The sequence below is a fragment of the Pedobacter psychrophilus genome (genome assembly GCF_001652725.1).
Taxonomy (GTDB): domain Bacteria; phylum Bacteroidota; class Bacteroidia; order Sphingobacteriales; family Sphingobacteriaceae; genus Pseudopedobacter; species Pseudopedobacter psychrophilus.
Map to the genome: position 1 here is coordinate 267813 of NZ_LWHJ01000011.1, position 16519 is coordinate 284331.

Consider the following 16519-nt stretch of genomic DNA (forward strand, 5'->3'; position numbering starts at 1 on the left):
TATGGAAAAGAATAAAAAAATCAAATTAAATATCCGTAAAGGAGATTTAGTTAAAGTAATTGCCGGAGATTCAAAAGGACAGCAAGGTAAAGTAGTGGAGGTAATAACCAAAACTAGCAGAGTGATTGTAGAAGGAGCCAATATGGTATCTAAACACACTAAACCAAATGCTGCTAATCCTAATGGTGGTATCAATAAAATGGAGGCTCCAATTCATATTTCTAATGTAATGATGGTTGATCCAAAAACAGGAGCACCAACCAGAATCGGAAGAAAAAGAAATGAAGACGGGAAAGTAATTAGAATAGCTAAAAAATCTGGGGAGGAAATTAAGTAATGGCTTACGCACCAAGATTAAAAAATAAATATAAAGAGGAAGTTGTTAGTGCTTTAAAGGAGAAATTCCAATACAAAAGCATTATGCAAGTACCTAAGTTGCAAAAAATTGCGATCAACCAAGGTGTTGGCGCAGGTGTAACTGATAAAAAAATTGTAGAATCGGCAATTACTGAATTGACTACTATTACAGGTCAACAAGCAGTTTCTGCTAAGTCTAAAAAAGATATATCAAACTTTAAATTACGTAAAGGAATGCCTGTTGGTGTTCGTGTAACTTTACGTGATAATCAAATGTTTGAATTTTTAGACCGTTTGATATCTGTAGCTTTACCACGTATCCGTGATTTTAAAGGTATTAATGATAAAGGTTTTGATGGTAAAGGAAATTACACTTTAGGTGTTTCTGAGCAAATCATCTTCCCAGAAATTAACATCGATAAAATCAATAAAATACAAGGTATGGATATTACTTTTGTAACTTCTGCTAATACTGATGTTGAAGCATTAGAGTTATTAAAGGCATTTGGTTTACCATTTAAAAATCATAACATAGTTCACAATGGCTAAAGAAGGAATAAAAGCTCGCGAATTAAAGCGTGAGAGAATGGTGGCAAAGTACGCCGAAAAGAGACAAGCATTAAAAGCTGCTGGAGATTTTGAAGGTTTAGATAAATTACCTAAAAATTCTTCTCCTGTTCGTTTACATAACAGATGTAAATTAACCGGTCGTCCAAGAGGTTACATGCGTCAATTTGGTATTTCAAGGGTAACTTTCCGTGAAATGGCTTTGTCAGGTAAAATCCCAGGAATTACTAAAGCTAGTTGGTAACATCAAATAAGTTTTAGTATCAAGTATTAAGATTAATACTTGTATTAATTACTTAGACCATAATAAGAATTTAACAGATGGAAGGTCGTTCTGAAAATATCGGAAAGGAAACCACCATCATAAAACAATAGAATGTATACAGATCCAATCGCAGATTATCTTACAAGAGTAAGGAATGCCATTAAGGCCAACCACAGGGTTGTTGAAATTCCTGCATCAAACCTCAAAAAGGAAATTACAAAAGTACTTTTTGAAAAAGGTTACATCACAAACTACAAGTTTGAGGATAATGATGTTCAAGGCACAATTAAAGTGGCTTTAAAATATCACCCAATAACTAAAATCCCTGCAATACGCAATATTGATAGGGCTAGTAAACCTGGTTTGAGAAAATATGCAGGTATGGGCAATATGCCAAGGGTATTAAATGGTTTAGGCATCGCCATCATGTCAACTTCTAAAGGTGTAATGACCGACAAAGAAGCTAAACAACTGAATGTTGGTGGTGAAGTTTTATGTTACGTTTATTAATAGGAGGAGAGAGCAATGTCAAGAATAGGTAAAGCGCCCATATTAATTCCTAACGGTGTTACATTAACAGTTTCGGCTAATAATGAGGTAACCGTTAAAGGCCCAAAAGGAGAATTAAGTCAGAAAGTAGATTCTGATATTTCAATAGCACAAGAAGACGGAAACATCATTGTTTCTCGTCCTACCGAGCAAAAAAGACACAAAGCCTTACATGGTTTGTATCGTTCATTAATCAATAACATGGTTGTTGGCGTTACAGAAGGTTATAAATTAGAACAAGAACTTGTTGGTGTTGGTTATAGAGCTACAAATCAAGGTAATACCTTAGATTTAGTTTTAGGTTACTCTCACCATATCGTTTTCTCGCTTCCTCCAGAAATTAAGGTGGCAACTACAGCAGAAAAAGGAAAGAATCCAACTATTATCTTAGAATCTATTGATAAGCAATTATTGGGACAAGTGGCAGCAAAGATTCGCTCTTTAAGAGCACCAGAACCTTACAAAGGTAAAGGTATCAAGTTTGTTGGAGAGCAGTTGAGAAGAAAAGCAGGTAAGTCAGCATCTAAAAAATAACGATCATGGCAGGAAAAATTAAATTATCCCGTAGGGAAAGAATAAAAAAAGGAATCAGAAAAAGAATTACTGGTTCTAACGAGCGTCCACGTTTATCTGTTTTCAGAAGTAACAAAGGAATTTATGCTCAAATCATCAATGATATAGATGGCAAAACTTTAGTTGCAGCTTCTTCTTCAGAAAAAGATTTTAGCACTACAGGAACAAAAATTGATCAATCTAAAGAGGTTGGTAAAAAAGTTGCTGAAAAAGCTATCGCTGCTGGAATTACGGAAGTTGTTTTTGATAGAAATGGTTATTTATACCACGGTCGTGTTAAGTCTTTAGCAGAAGGTGCTCGTGAAGGTGGTTTAATCTTTTAATTAAAATAGAAAATGTCAACTATAAATATAAAAAGAGTAAAAGCAAACGAAATTGAATTAAAAGATCGTTTGGTAAGCATACAACGTGTAGCAAAAGTAACCAAAGGTGGTCGTACCTTCAGTTTTTCAGCTATTGTAGTTGTAGGAGATGAAAATGGTGTAGTAGGATTTGGATTAGGAAAAGCTAAAGAAGTAACTGAGGCAATTTCTAAAGGTATTGATGATGCGAAAAAGAACTTAGTTAAAGTTCCAATTATTAACAATACTATTCCTCATGAGCAAATTGGTAAATTTTCAGGTGGTTTTGTATTCTTAAAACCTGCTGCAAATGGTACTGGAGTTATTGCTGGTGGTGCGATGAGAGCTGTTTTAGAGTCTGCTGGTATACATAACGTACTTGCAAAATCAAAAGGATCATCAAACCCTCACAACGTGGTAAAAGCTACTATCTCTGCATTGTCTCAATTAAGAGATGCTAGAACTGTAGCACAACATAGAGGTGTTTCATTAAATAAAGTTTTTAACGGTTAAGATCATGGCAAAAATAAAAATTACCCAAATTAAGAGCGTTATTGATAGAAGTGAACGCCAAAAAAGAACTATGCAAGCTTTAGGTTTGAGAAAAATCAATGCTAGTGTAGAAGTAGAAGCTAATCCGGCTATTATCGGAATGGTTAAGAAAGTAACTCATTTGGTAGCCATAGAAAAAGTTTAATTACCATGGATTTAAGTAATTTAAAACCTGCAGAAGGTTCAACAAAAAATAGAAAAAGAATTGGTCGTGGTACCGGTTCAGGACGTGGTGGAACTTCCACTCGTGGTCATAAAGGGGCGGGTTCTCGTTCTGGTTACAAATCAAAAGTTGGTTTTGAAGGTGGTCAAATGCCTTTACAACGTCGTGTTCCTAAAGTTGGATTTAAAAATCCTAACAGAATAGAATATGTAGGTATCAACTTAGATGTGATACAAGGTTTGATAGAAAAGTTTGATTTGAAAGCTATATCTTTTGATACATTGAAAGAACATGGTCTTATCTCTAAAAATGATTTAATTAAAATCATGGGTAGAGGAGAGGTAAAAGTCAAAGTAGACGTTAAAGCACACGCATTTACCGCAGCTGCACAAAAAGCTATTGAAGCATTAGGTGGTTCTGTTGAAAAAATATAATTAATGAAGAAGCTTTTCACAACTTTATCCAACATTTGGAAAATAGAAGAATTAAGGGTGCGTATTTTATACACACTCTTAATTCTTTTAGTGTATAGAATAGGATCGTTTATTGTTTTACCAGGTGTAGATCATAACTCCTTATCAAGTCAATCTGCTAAAGAAGGCTTGTTAGGATTATTAAACATGTTTGCTGGAGGTTCATTTTCAAGAGCATCTATTTTTGCTTTAGGGGTTATGCCTTATATATCTGCATCCATCGTTGTTCAGTTATTAGGTATAGCAGTTCCTTATTTCCAAAAAATGCAAAAGGAAGGTGATAGTGGAAGGAAAAAAATCGATCAGATTACCCGTTATCTTACAATTGGTATCACAGCTTTACAGGCGATAGGGTATGTAAAATCTCAAATTGCTCCAGAAGCTAGATTATTTGGCGACCCACTATTTACAATTTCTTCTGTTTTTATTTTAACAGCAGGTACCATGTTTGTCATGTGGATGGGTGAAAAAATAACTGATAAAGGTATTGGAAACGGTATTTCTATATTAATTATGGTTGGTATTATTGCTCAATTACCTTATGGTATTGGAGCCGAATTTATCAGCAGACAAAATGGACAAGGTGGTCTTATCGCTTTCTTTATAGAGTTTGTAGCTTTATTTGGGGTTGTGATTTTTACAGTTTTAGTGATACAAGGCACAAGGAAAGTTCCGGTACAGTATGCTAAAAAGATTGTGGGAAATAAACAATACGGTGGAGTAAGACAATATATACCATTAAAATTGAATGCTGCGGGTGTTATGCCTATCATTTTTGCTCAGGCAATTATGTTCGTACCTTCAACAATTGGACAGTTTTTTCCGAACGCACAATCTTCATGGCTAGCTTCTTTTAGTGATTACACATCACTTACTTATAACTTAACATTTGCTATATTAATTATCTTATTTACATTTTTCTATACGGCCATAACGATTAATCCTAATCAAATGTCTGATGATATGAAAAAGAATAATGGATTTGTACCTGGTGTTAAACCAGGTATTACTACTGCAAATTATATCGATGGTATTATTTCTAGGATAACATTACCGGGTTCTGTGTTTTTAGCTATCATTGCAATTTTACCATCTTTCGCTATTATAGCAGGTGTAAACTCACAATTTGCTCATTTCTTTGGCGGTACTTCTCTATTGATTTTGGTAGCTGTTGTATTGGATACTTTACAGCAAGTGGAGGGTCATTTACTAATGCGTCATTATGATGGTTTAATGAAGACAGGTAGAATTAAAGGACGTACACCAGCTGCTGTTGCAGGTACTGGAACCGTAATTTAATTATTAGAATGTCCAATAAAATTATCTATAAAACACTTGAACAAATTGAATTAATTAGGCATAGTTCTTTATTAGTGGGTAAAACCCATGCAGAAGTTGCTAAATTAATTGAACCTGGTGTTACAACTAAATTACTGGATAAGATAGCAGAAGAATTTATTAGAGATAATGGAGGGGTTCCGGCTTTCCTAAACTACAATGGATTTCCAGCTTCATTGTGTATCAGCTTGAATGATCAAGTTGTTCACGGTTTTCCCAGCAATTATCAATTAAAAGATGGCGATGTCTTATCTGTAGATTGTGGAGTTGTTAAAAATGGTTATTATGGAGATTCTGCATATACTTATGGAATTGGAGAAATAAGTGACGTGGATAAACTTTTATTGAAAGTCACTAAAGAATGTCTTCAATTAGGTGTAGAACAAGCGATTGTTGGAAATAGATTGGGAGATATTGGCTTCGCTATACAAAACCATGCAGAAAATCATGGATTTGGAGTTGTAAAAGAATTAGTTGGGCATGGAGTTGGTGTTAAATTACATGAAAAACCTGAAGTACCAAATTACGGAAAAAGAGGTAATGGAACTAGGTTAGAGGAAGGAATGGTTATCGCTATAGAGCCGATGATAAATGCCGGAAGGGCTGGAGTTAAATTTTGGGATGATGGTTGGACAGTTTCTACTGTTGATAAAAAATCATCTGCACATTTTGAACATACAGTGGCAATAAAGAAAGGAAAAGCAGATATACTTTCCTCATTTGAAGAGATAGAACAAGTTTTAAATAAAAAATAGGATTTTAAAAATATTTGCTTAATTTTGCGTCCCGCTTTAGGCGGTGCTAATCAAGTAAAAATCAAAGAAATATGGCAAAACAATCCTCTATTGAGCAAGACGGTATCATTAAAGAAGCATTATCCAATGCAATGTTCCGTGTTGAATTAGAGAATGGTCATGAGATTATCGCCCACATTTCAGGTAAAATGAGGATGCACTACATCAAAATTTTGCCAGGAGATAGGGTTAAATTAGAAATGTCTCCTTATGATCTTACAAAAGGTAGAATAACTTATAGGTATAAATAAAATGAAAGTTAGAGCATCCATTAAAAAACGCAGCGCTGATTGCAAGGTGATCCGTAGAAAAGGAAAATTGTACGTGATCAACAAAAAGAATCCAAAGTTTAAGCAGCGTCAAGGTTAATTTTAAAAAATCAATAAATATTAAATGGCAAGGATAGCAGGTATTGATTTACCAAAAAACAAAAGAGGAGAGATCGGCCTTACTTATATCTTCGGTATTGGAAGAAGCACAGCTCAAAATATTTTGAAGCAAGCGGAAATCAACGTTGATAAAAAAGTTCAAGATTGGACCGATGAAGAATTAACAGCAATCCGTAACATCATCAATGAATCTATCAAAGTAGAAGGACAACTTCGCTCTGAAGTTCAATTAAACATCAAACGTTTAATGGATATTGGATGTTACCGAGGACTACGTCACAGGAAAGGTTTACCACTACGTGGACAAAGAACCAAAAACAATTCTCGTACCCGTAAAGGAAAGAGAAAAACTGTTGCTAATAAGAAAAAAGCTACTAAATAACTAATTGATTTAAAAGATGGCTAAGTCAAAAAAAGTTACTAAAAAGCGTTTGGTTATTGTGGAGCCTATTGGGCAAGCACACATCAACGCTACATTTAATAACATTATTATTACCCTTACCAATAACCAAGGACAAACGATTTCGTGGTCTTCGGCTGGTAAGCAAGGATTTAAAGGTTCTAAAAAGAACACTCCATATGCAGCTTCACAAGCAGCTATTGATTGCGGAAAAGCAGCTCATGATTTGGGTTTACGTAAAGTTGAGGTTTTTGTTAAAGGTCCAGGTTCTGGTCGTGAGTCAGCAATCCGTACTTTGCAAAACTCAGGTTTAGAAGTTACTTTAATTAAGGACATTACTCCACTTCCGCACAACGGTTGTCGTCCTCCTAAAAGAAGAAGAGTTTAATTAATCGATTTTAAAGATAAGATTCTCCCAATTAAGTTGGGATGATACTTTAAAAAACAAAAACAATGGCAAGATATACAGGACCAAAATCCAAAATCGCCCGTAAATTCAGAGAACCAATTTTTGGTCCTGATAAGGCATTAGATAGAAAAAACTATCCTCCCGGACAGCATGGTGCTTCAAAAAGAAGAGGAAAGCAGTCTGAGTACTCAGTACAGTTAATGGAGAAGCAAAAAGTAAAATACACTTATGGTGTTTTAGAGAAGCAATTCTCTAATTTATTTAAGAAAGCTTCAGCTAAAGAAGGTATCACAGGTACTAACTTATTGCAATTATTAGAAGCTAGATTGGATAATGCAGTTTACCGTTTAGGTATTGCTCCAACAAGATCTGGTGCTCGTCAATTGGTTTCTCACAGACACATTTTAGTAAATGGTGAATTGGTTAACATTCCATCTTATACTTTAAGAGCTGGAGATGTAATAGAAGTAAGAGAGAAATCTAAAGCTTTAGAAACTATTTCTGACTCTGTTGCAGCCCGTATGATTAATAAATATAACTGGTTAGAATGGGATGCAAAATCTCTATCTGGTAAGTTTTTACAATATCCAGAACGTGAAAGTATTCCTGAAAACATTAAGGAAAACCTAATCGTCGAATTGTATTCTAAATAATGATATTATTGAATTGCCGATTTAGTCGGCAATTCTTATTTATCCAAAATTAACATTAACAAAAGGCAAATAAATGACAATCTTAGCATTTCAGAGACCCGATAAAGTTATTATGCAAAAATCTACGGATTTTGATGGTACGTTTGAATTTCGTCCATTAGAACCAGGTTTTGGCGTTACAATAGGAAACTCTCTTAGAAGAATTTTACTTTCTTCATTAGAAGGTTTTGCAATTACTTCAGTTCGTTTTTCAGGTGTATCTCACGAGTTTTCTACCATTAAAGGTGTGGCAGAAGATGTTGTTGATATCATCTTAAATCTTAAACAAGTTCGTTTTAAGAAAACTGGCGATTCGGGCGATAACGAAAAAATATTTGTAATCATCAGCAATCAAGAGTCTTTTAAAGCTGGAGATATTACCAAATTCTCTAACAACTTTGAGGTTTTAAATCCTGATTTTGTTGTTTGTAATATGGAAAGTTCTGTTACTTTAGAAATAGAATTAACTATAAACAAAGGAAGAGGTTACGTACCAGCAGAAGAAAATAAGAACATGGATGCACCAGTTGGTGTAATTGCCATCGATTCTATTTATACTCCGATAAAAAATGTAAAGTACACCATAGAAAACTTTAGGGTAGAACAAAAAACTGATTATGAAAAATTAGTTTTAGATATCACTACTGATGGTTCTATACATCCAGAAGAAGCATTAAAAGAAGCTGCAAAGATTTTAATTCAACATTTTATGTTATTCTCTGATGAGAATTTAGTGTTAGAATCTCAGGCAAAAGAAGAGACTAAGGAAGTTGATGAGGAAGTTTTACATATGCGTAAAATCTTAAAAACTGAGTTAGTAGATTTAGATCTTTCTGTTAGAGCATTAAATTGCTTAAAAGCAGCTGATATCAGATCTTTAGCTGAACTAGTTTCTTACGATGTTGCTGACATGTTAAAATTCAGAAATTTTGGTAAAAAATCTTTAACTGAAATTCAAGAATTGGTTAAATCTAAAGGTTTATCTTTTGGAATGAATCTTTCTAAATTTAAGTTAGACGAAGAATAAAATATTTAAATTCCTTTAAAGGAATCTAATAAAATAGTGAAGAATGCCGCATAATTCCCGGTTCGCCATTTTGGCTGGAGCTGACGGTATGCGCAAACAATAAAATAATGAGACACGGAAAGAAATTTAATCACTTAGGTCGTAAAACCGCCCACAGAAAAGCAATGTTGGCAAATATGGCCTCTTCGCTTATTGAACACAAACGTATCACTACAACTTTAGCAAAAGCTAAAGCACTACGTGTTTATGTTGAACCAATCATTACAAAATCAAAAAAAGATACTACTCATTCTCGTCGTACTGTTTTTGCTTATTTACAAAATAAAGAGGTAGTAACAACTTTGTTCCGTGAGGTTGCAGAGAAAGTTGCTGATCGCCCAGGTGGTTACACTCGTATTGTTAAGTTACCAAATCGTTTAGGAGATAATGCTGAAATGGCATTAATTGAATTGGTAGATTTTAATGAGATTTACAATAAAGACGCTAAAGTAGAAAAGAAAACTACTCGTAGAAGAGGTGCTAGTTCTAAAGCTAAAAAAGCTGATGAAACTGAACCAACAAAAGCAGAAGATAAAAATGAAAAGGTAGTAGCTGAAGCTACTCCTGAAACAAAGGAAGAAGTTATTGAAACTCCAGAAGCTAAAGTTGAAGAAACTCCAGCAACTGAAGAAGGTGCTGATTCAGAAGAAGAAAAATCTGCTGAATAATATTTGACTTATTACAAAAAAGCCTCTAACATTTATTTGTTAGAGGCTTTTTTTATTGGAACAACGTTCACTTTATTGGATGTGATATAGGCTAATTTATGCCATAGAATAAATAGTTTATAAAAACTTTAAACAATATTAAATGAATAATACCTGTGTTAAATAAACTGGATTGAAGAGGATACCGGCCTGTGGCTAATGCCTGTGCAGTATGAACAAAAAGCCAGACTGTCGGAAATTAAATAGTATAAAAGTTCCTTTTCCTAATCAATTTAATATTCTTAACCAATTGTATTTTTAGGTTAAGAATAATGAATTATATTTTATAGCATATTTATATCATTAATAGTTTTCTCGATTTCTTGTATTTGAGTTTGAAGATTTGCTTTATCATTTGCGGCAGCTTTATCTAAATCGTTTTGCTTGCTTTTTAGCACATTATTAAGCATCACATTTATATATTTATCTGCCCCATAATTTTTATACTGTTTACTCATAGATTTCAATTCGACAAGACCCTTTTTTAGATTGTCTATATTATTAACATTCATTAATAAACTAGCAAAACCAGGAATTAATTGAAATTTAGATTGTATCCCTGCTTCGGTAAAAGATTGGTACACGTAAGGAAATTCAGCATCGCTACCCTCAACACTATAAACATTTACAATGGCAGAAGATAATGGACCTTTGCTATCTTTTTCTAAATTTTTAGCAAGAGCTTTTGCCTGCGACATATCAATTGCCGCGATTGAATTTAAGGCTGCCCCTTCAATTGCATAAGATGGATTTTTTATTGATTCTATAAATACAGGCAAATAAGTTTTGTCTTGTAAATTACCTATTGATTCAATTGCTGCAGCCCTAACTAATGTATTGGCATCGTTCTTAGCTATATTAATAATGCTTGGCAATATTTGTTTCTTTAATTCTTCATTATCTAATTTCAAGTTATTGATTGCCTCAATACGCAAACCATAAAATGGGTCTTTTAAAGCCGCAATTAATATTTCCTGTGCCTCTTTTGTATTTATTTTTTTGATAGCAGCTTCAACCGCCTCTAATCTATCTACATATAAAGGAGCATTTTTATATTGAAAGGCAAATTCTTGAACGGTTTTAGTGTCTTTTTTACTCATTAAGAGTATTTTATCAGCATCAACGTTTACCAAATCAGGTTTTACTTCTAATGGGAAACAAACAGAATCAGTTTTAGAGAGCATCCAATGTTCTAGCGTTATTTTTTTACCTGATGCATAAACATCAATTTTCATGGGTAAAATAAAAGCATCTAGTTTTTGTTTTTGAGTTAGATAAACAGTTTGGGTTTTATTTTTATCATCCCATTTATAAGTAATGTTTAAATCAGGATTACCAGCACCATAATACCACTGGTTAAAGAACCAATTCAAATCTTTTCCACTTACTTGTTCTAATGCCAAACGTAGCTGTTGAGCTTCTCCATTACTATAAGCATTTGTTTTTAAATACAAATTTAGGCCTTTAAAAAAAGCATCTTCACCTAAATAATTCCTTAACATATTCAAAATACGCCCACCTTTTTGGTAAGTGACTACATCAAACATATCTTCTTTATCCTTATAATTAAAGCGGATCAAATTTTTTAATTTTGCATCTGGGGTACCTAAATAAGCTTGCATCGACTCATAATTATGCGCATCTCCAGCATCTTTTCCCTCTGAATGTTCTGCCCATAACGTCTCACTAAAATCGGCAAATGATTCATTTACAGATAAATTGCTCCAGCTTTCTGTAGTTACATAATCACCAAACCATTGGTGAAAAAGCTCATGTGCTATTGTTTCTTCTCCATTGCTTCCATCCAAAAGCTCACGTTTAGTTTGTTGAACATATTCGCCATGTAAAGTAGCTGTGGTGTTTTCCATTGCGCCACTTACATAATCTCTTACCACTATTTGTGCATATTTATTCCAAGGATATTCTATTCCTAATTTTTTAGAATAAAAATCAATCATTGCTGGCGTTTTTCCGAATATATCTTTAGCATATGAAGCGTAAGCGGGTTCTAAATAATAGTCGACAGGAATATTTTTGTACTTATCATGATAGATTTTAAAGTCGCCGACAGCCATCATAAAAAGATATGGAGAATGTGGTTTATCCATTTTCCAGGTATCAGTACGTGTACCATCATTATTTTTCTTTTGTGATATTAATGCCCCATTAGATAAAGTAACATACTTTGAAGGAACTGTCATGATGATTTCTTCAGTGGTTTTTTGATTTGGATGATCTATAGTGGGGAACCAAACGGAAGATCCTTCAGTTTCTCCTTGGGTCCAAATTTGAACGGGTTTACCTTTTACGCTACTATCTGGATTTATGAAGTAAAGACCTTTTGCATCTGTGATTGCCTGGCTTCCCTTTGCTTTATACTCGTTTGGTTTAGCAGTGTAAGCAATGTAAATGGTATAATTTTCTGAAGATTTATATGTTTTACCTAAGTTTATTTTTAGTTGAAGACTATCGTATGTAAATTTTAAAGGGCTGTTAATGCTTCCGTTATTGATGGAAACATTTTTTATATCCATACCTTTTGCATCAAGCGTAAGAGAATTTGTTGGATAAAAATGAGGCTTTAAGGTTATCCATGCCTTGCCGTACAAATAGCATTTTTTGTAGTCAAATTTTACATCAAGTTTAGTATGCACTAAATCGTTGATTTTATCTGGAGTTGCCCTGTAAATTTTTTCTTCGTTTTGGGTACTGTCTATAGATTTATTTTGAGCGTTGCCTATTAAAGTGGCTAATGATAAAAATATAATAGAAAAAGCTTTACTAATTTGGGTTATTTTCATTTGGATAAATATTTAAACTTTACTTTTTTTTGAGTAACAAATATAACAAACTATCATTTGTGAGATAAGTTTTAATATCCATTATAATCTTTATCTTTTTCTAATTAAGAAATAATACGAAATTAAAGATATATTTATCGCACATAATCAAACCTTTATGGCGAAAAAAATACAGCCTATATTACCTTATATGCGTTTTAAGTTTTTAGCGATTTTTATATTTAGTTGTCTTTTATTAGTTGCGTTATCATATTTAGATTTACATGCACAAGTAAATAAAACTAATGTTAGCTATTTAAATAAACTAACATTAGAAATAACTAATAAAAACTACCCAGCAGCTAAAGCAATCTTAGTAAAAATCGATAGCAATGCATTTAAACCAAATCAGTTAGAAAGAGGTATCTATTATCAGCAATTGGCAAGGCTGGCATATTATGATACCTATGAAGATGATAAAGCGGTTAATTATTATTACAAAGCAATTAAAGTCTATGAGTACAATAAATCAAATGAGGATACAGGAATTGCTTATTCTAATTTAGTGGGTGTTTTAACCGATTTAAAGCGATATAAAGAAGCAGAGTCAGCAATTAACAAATCAATTCCTTACGTAAAGAACGATAAAATAAGGTATGGTAATGCACTTATTAATTACTCTAGATTATTAGAAGCAATGGGTAATTACCCAAAAGCTATCTCATTAAGTTTACAAGCTTTAAAATTATACGAATCTTCTGGTGATATTGCTAAAATTGGTTCAGGTAACTATCAAACCGCATTAGTTTTAGAAACCGCTAAACAGTTTGATAAATCTATATTTTATTACAAAAAAGCTTTAGATATAAGAAAAGGAATTAAAGATTCTTTAGGGATGTCTAACGTGTATAATAATTTAGGCATCATTTATAAAAATCAGAAGCAGTACGATTTAGCTTTAGAAAGTTATAAAAATGCTTATGATTTAGCCACACAAATGAATAGACCTGTTTTAGGTTTAAACCCATTGATTAACATCGGGGTGGTTTATAACAAGCAAAATAAAAATACATTAGCCATTAAAAAATATGAAGAAGCCTTAGTAATAGCCAATAAATTTAATAGAACAAACGCTATAAAAATTATAGAAACAAATTTGGCATTACTATACATGAATGAAGAGCAATACGAAAAAGCTTTACCATTTGCACAAAAAGCCTATGATTACGGTATAAAAGAGGGTAGTATTGAAGAGAAAATGGCTTTCAACTACAACCTAGCCGAGGTTTTGGATGGTTTAAATAGATCGAAAGAGGCATTTCCTTATATGCAAAATGCCATGAAATTAAAAGACTCTTTAAATAATAACGAAAGCAGTGAAAACATTGCAGAAATGCTAACCAAGTTTGAAACCGAGAAAAAAGAACAACAAATTAAGTTACTAGCCAAAGAGAATAGCCTGCAAAAACTGGGTTTAGAAAATCAAGAATTAACCTTAAACCAAAGAGCTTTAGAGTTAGATAATAGCCGCATCAATATCAATTTAAAAAATAAAGTAATAGAATCTCAAAAATTCAAAACGGCTAAGCAAAGTCAGCAAATATTATTGTTAGCCAAAGACAAGGAAATTAAGGAGTTAGAAATTACTAAAAAAAATATATATCTGGCAGCTACTTTTTTTACCATGTTGGTTTTAGGAGTATCGGGCTATCAGTTTTATAAAAAGCGGCAACTGAATGAAATAAATAGGATGCAAGAAGAAAAGCTTCGTATATCACAAGAATTACATGATAATATTGGTGCACAGCTAAGTTTTATCAATAGCTCTATAGGTACACTTTCGGCAAACGATAAAGAAAATATCCAATTAAAAGAAACCCAAGTTATTACCCAAAACACCATCAGAGAGTTACGTAGTACAGTTTGGTTAATTAATCAGCAAGAGTTTAGTTTAGATGAGTTTGTGGTTAAGCTTAGAGATTATGTAAAGCCTTTCCATACTGGTAAACCGCATATTAACATAACAGATGAAACTAGCGGGAATATAATTTTACAACCAAATTTGGCCACAAATTTATTTAGGATTATACAAGAAGTGGTAAATAATGCCATAAAACATGCTGACGCTAGTTTGCTAACTATCGATTTTAAAAGCAATCATCAAGATTTAGAATTACTGATTACTGATAATGGGAAGGGTTTTGATATTAATGAAAAAGCTAATGGTTATGGCTTAAAAAACATCAATGCGAGAATCCAAAATATTAAAGGAACAATTCAAAATTCATCAAAAATTGGAGAAGGAACAAAGACTAAATTAAATGTCACAATTTAATGTTAAAAATATGCGCTTAAATATTTTTATTGGATTTACAATATTGCTCTTACTTAATAGCTATGTGTTTGCGCAAAAGAAATCTGTTAATGGTGATTTAAAAAAATTAAATGCTGTAGCTATTCAGCTAGTTAAAGATGGCAAAAGTGTAGAAGCTATTTCTGTTTATCAAAATATTTTAAAATTAGCTACTGATAGTGGAATAGTGAAAGCTGAAACACTAAATGAGATTGGAAATTTATATGCAGATATGGGCGAGAATCTAAAATCTTTAACATCGTATTTAGAGGGTTTGAAATTTGTGCCAGAAAACGATAATCTATTAAATGCAACCATTAACAAAAATATTGGTGCACTTTACTTAAGCTGGAAAAAGCTAGATAATGCTTTAAAATATGATTTAATTGCCGAAGATTATGCCATTAAAGCAAAAGATGAAAGAATGATTGCCGATTTGGCTAACAATAAAGGTGCAGTGTACGAGCAAAAATTTCAGTTTGTTAAAGCCAATAGCAATTATAAAAAAGCATTAAAATATTATCTGAATAATGGAATTAATGATAGGATTTGTTTAACCTATAACAACTTAGCAATTTTATCTAAGGTTCAAAAAGATTTCAATCAATCTGCAAATTATTACCAAAAATCTGTTGATTACGCGGCAAAAGCCGATAGTAAATGGCTAACCGCTGCGATAGGGAATAATTTAGGAAATTTGCTTAGCGAAATGGGGCGTTACAAAGAAGGTGATGCGGCTTTGTTAATTGCTTTAAAATTGGAACAAGAAATTAAAGCAGGCGAATTAATTCCGGAAACTTTAGAAAATTTAGTCAATAACGAAACAAGAATAGGCAATTTTAAAAAGGCATTTGACTATATGAAGTTAATGATAACCGAAAAAGATAAATTTATTAATACAGAAAACACCAAAGAGGTAGCTCTCTTGCAAGAGCAATTTGAAGCGGTAAAAAAACAAAAACAAATTGAAATATTAAATAAAGAGGGGAAAATTCAGCAATTAACTTTAGTAAAAAGGAACACAACAATAGGATTAATTATAGGTGCTTTTTTTGTATTTGTAATTATCAGTGTTCTCATATTTAGTAGGTATAAATTAAATCAAGAAAGTAAACTGAAACTTGCAACAGCCGAAACAAAAAATCAAGTTCAAGAAGAAAAATTACGTATCTCTCAAGAATTACATGATAATATTGGGGCACAATTAAGTTTCATCAATAGTTCTATAAGTACATTATCCGCTATCGATAAAGAAAACATCCAATTAAAAGAAACCCAAACTATTACTCAAAATACCATCAGAGAATTACGAAGTACAGTTTGGTTAATTAATGGGCAAGAGTTTAGTTTAGATGAATTTGTAATAAAATTAAGAGACTATGTTAAACCTTACCATACTGGGAAGCCGCATATAACAATTGAAGATGAATTTGAAGGAAATGTGATTTTACAGCCAATTATAGCCACCAATTTATTTAGAATTATACAAGAAGTAGTAAATAATGCCATAAAATATGCCGATGCTACTGCATTAAACATTTTATTCAGAAACAACTATGAAGATTTGGAATTATTGATTACCGATAATGGGAAGGGTTTTGATGTGAATACGAAAGCTAATGGTTATGGCTTAAAAAATATCCATTCGAGAGTTCAAAACATTAACGGCAAACATCAAATAGAATCTAAAATAGGTGAGGGAACACAAGTGAAATTGAATATTCCGGTATAATACGCAGTTCATCGTATTT

21 protein-coding genes are annotated in these 16519 nt (G+C 32.6%); 20 read left to right on the forward strand and 1 reads right to left on the reverse strand.

Annotation, left to right across the window (positions count from 1 at the left end; genetic code table 11):
- Nucleotide 1: 1 nt before the first annotated feature.
- From rplX to rplQ, 18 genes are all read left to right on the forward strand, one after another.
- Nucleotides 2–337, forward strand: coding sequence for a 50S ribosomal protein L24 (gene rplX, locus A5893_RS01775; protein ID WP_068820824.1), 336 nt, complete (start codon nucleotides 2–4; stop codon nucleotides 335–337).
- On the forward strand, nucleotides 337–906 hold the full coding sequence (rplE, locus tag A5893_RS01780; RefSeq protein WP_068820825.1) for a 50S ribosomal protein L5: 570 nt from the start codon (nucleotides 337–339) through the stop codon (nucleotides 904–906). The genes rplX and rplE overlap by 1 nt, the downstream gene beginning before the upstream one ends.
- A complete protein-coding gene (gene rpsN / locus A5893_RS01785) occupies nucleotides 899–1168 on the forward strand; it encodes a 30S ribosomal protein S14 (RefSeq protein WP_068820826.1) in 270 nt (89 codons plus the stop codon). The genes rplE and rpsN overlap by 8 nt, the downstream gene beginning before the upstream one ends.
- Nucleotides 1169–1300: 132 nt before the next feature.
- A complete protein-coding gene (rpsH, locus tag A5893_RS01790; RefSeq protein WP_068820827.1) occupies nucleotides 1301–1699 on the forward strand; it encodes a 30S ribosomal protein S8 in 399 nt (132 codons plus the stop codon).
- A 15-nt stretch (nucleotides 1700–1714) separates the two neighbouring features.
- Complete coding sequence (rplF, locus tag A5893_RS01795) at nucleotides 1715–2272, forward strand: 50S ribosomal protein L6 (protein WP_068820828.1); 558 nt, start codon at nucleotides 1715–1717, stop codon at nucleotides 2270–2272.
- Nucleotides 2273–2277: 5 nt separating this feature from the next.
- Nucleotides 2278–2634 carry a 50S ribosomal protein L18 gene (gene rplR, locus A5893_RS01800; RefSeq protein ID WP_068820829.1) on the forward strand — a complete coding sequence of 119 codons (357 nt, stop codon included), beginning with the start codon at nucleotides 2278–2280 and terminating at the stop codon, nucleotides 2632–2634.
- Nucleotides 2635–2646: 12 nt separating this feature from the next.
- On the forward strand, nucleotides 2647–3165 hold the full coding sequence (gene rpsE / locus A5893_RS01805; protein WP_068820830.1) for a 30S ribosomal protein S5: 519 nt from the start codon (nucleotides 2647–2649) through the stop codon (nucleotides 3163–3165).
- Between the two features lie 4 nt (nucleotides 3166–3169).
- Nucleotides 3170–3349: a 50S ribosomal protein L30 gene (rpmD, locus tag A5893_RS01810; protein ID WP_068820831.1), complete on the forward strand. Its 180-nt coding sequence runs from the start codon at nucleotides 3170–3172 to the stop codon at nucleotides 3347–3349.
- A 5-nt stretch (nucleotides 3350–3354) separates the two neighbouring features.
- Entirely contained in the window at nucleotides 3355–3801 is a 447-nt protein-coding gene (gene rplO, locus A5893_RS01815; RefSeq protein ID WP_068820832.1) for a 50S ribosomal protein L15, read from the forward strand.
- Between the two features lie 3 nt (nucleotides 3802–3804).
- Entirely contained in the window at nucleotides 3805–5139 is a 1335-nt protein-coding gene (secY, locus tag A5893_RS01820) for a preprotein translocase subunit SecY (protein ID WP_068820833.1), read from the forward strand.
- A gap of 8 nt (nucleotides 5140–5147) precedes the next feature.
- The gene (gene map / locus A5893_RS01825) at nucleotides 5148–5933 is read left to right on the forward strand and encodes a type I methionyl aminopeptidase (RefSeq protein ID WP_068820834.1); all 786 of its coding nucleotides are present in this window, start codon (nucleotides 5148–5150) and stop codon (nucleotides 5931–5933) included.
- Between the two features lie 71 nt (nucleotides 5934–6004).
- The gene (infA, locus tag A5893_RS01830) at nucleotides 6005–6223 is read left to right on the forward strand and encodes a translation initiation factor IF-1 (protein ID WP_017257530.1); all 219 of its coding nucleotides are present in this window, start codon (nucleotides 6005–6007) and stop codon (nucleotides 6221–6223) included.
- A 1-nt stretch (nucleotide 6224) separates the two neighbouring features.
- Nucleotides 6225–6341, forward strand: a complete 117-nt coding sequence (gene ykgO, locus A5893_RS17425) for a type B 50S ribosomal protein L36 (RefSeq protein WP_081701372.1) — start codon at nucleotides 6225–6227, stop codon at nucleotides 6339–6341.
- Between the two features lie 24 nt (nucleotides 6342–6365).
- Nucleotides 6366–6743, forward strand: a complete 378-nt coding sequence (rpsM, locus tag A5893_RS01835; RefSeq protein WP_068820835.1) for a 30S ribosomal protein S13 — start codon at nucleotides 6366–6368, stop codon at nucleotides 6741–6743.
- A 16-nt stretch (nucleotides 6744–6759) separates the two neighbouring features.
- Complete coding sequence (rpsK, locus tag A5893_RS01840) at nucleotides 6760–7149, forward strand: 30S ribosomal protein S11 (protein WP_068820836.1); 390 nt, start codon at nucleotides 6760–6762, stop codon at nucleotides 7147–7149.
- Nucleotides 7150–7214: 65 nt separating this feature from the next.
- Nucleotides 7215–7823 (forward strand): 30S ribosomal protein S4, encoded by a 609-nt coding sequence (gene rpsD, locus A5893_RS01845; protein ID WP_068820837.1) that lies wholly within the window; start codon nucleotides 7215–7217, stop codon nucleotides 7821–7823.
- A 73-nt stretch (nucleotides 7824–7896) separates the two neighbouring features.
- Nucleotides 7897–8889, forward strand: coding sequence for a DNA-directed RNA polymerase subunit alpha (locus A5893_RS01850; RefSeq protein ID WP_068820838.1), 993 nt, complete (start codon nucleotides 7897–7899; stop codon nucleotides 8887–8889).
- A gap of 107 nt (nucleotides 8890–8996) precedes the next feature.
- Entirely contained in the window at nucleotides 8997–9596 is a 600-nt protein-coding gene (gene rplQ / locus A5893_RS01855; RefSeq protein ID WP_068820839.1) for a 50S ribosomal protein L17, read from the forward strand.
- A 323-nt stretch (nucleotides 9597–9919) separates the two neighbouring features.
- Here the strand turns inward: rplQ and A5893_RS01860 are convergent, their stop codons facing one another.
- On the reverse strand, nucleotides 9920–12436 hold the full coding sequence (locus A5893_RS01860) for a M1 family aminopeptidase (protein ID WP_068820840.1): 2517 nt from the start codon (nucleotides 12434–12436) through the stop codon (nucleotides 9920–9922).
- 157 nt (nucleotides 12437–12593) lie between these two features.
- On the opposite strand from A5893_RS01860, the gene A5893_RS01865 reads away from it, so the two are divergent.
- Together A5893_RS01865 and A5893_RS01870 are read left to right on the forward strand one after the other, a co-directional pair.
- Nucleotides 12594–14750: a tetratricopeptide repeat-containing sensor histidine kinase gene (locus A5893_RS01865; protein WP_068820841.1), complete on the forward strand. Its 2157-nt coding sequence runs from the start codon at nucleotides 12594–12596 to the stop codon at nucleotides 14748–14750.
- Complete coding sequence (locus A5893_RS01870) at nucleotides 14737–16500, forward strand: tetratricopeptide repeat-containing sensor histidine kinase (RefSeq protein ID WP_068820842.1); 1764 nt, start codon at nucleotides 14737–14739, stop codon at nucleotides 16498–16500. Before A5893_RS01865 ends, A5893_RS01870 begins: the two co-directional genes overlap by 14 nt.
- Nucleotides 16501–16519 lie beyond the last annotated feature (19 nt).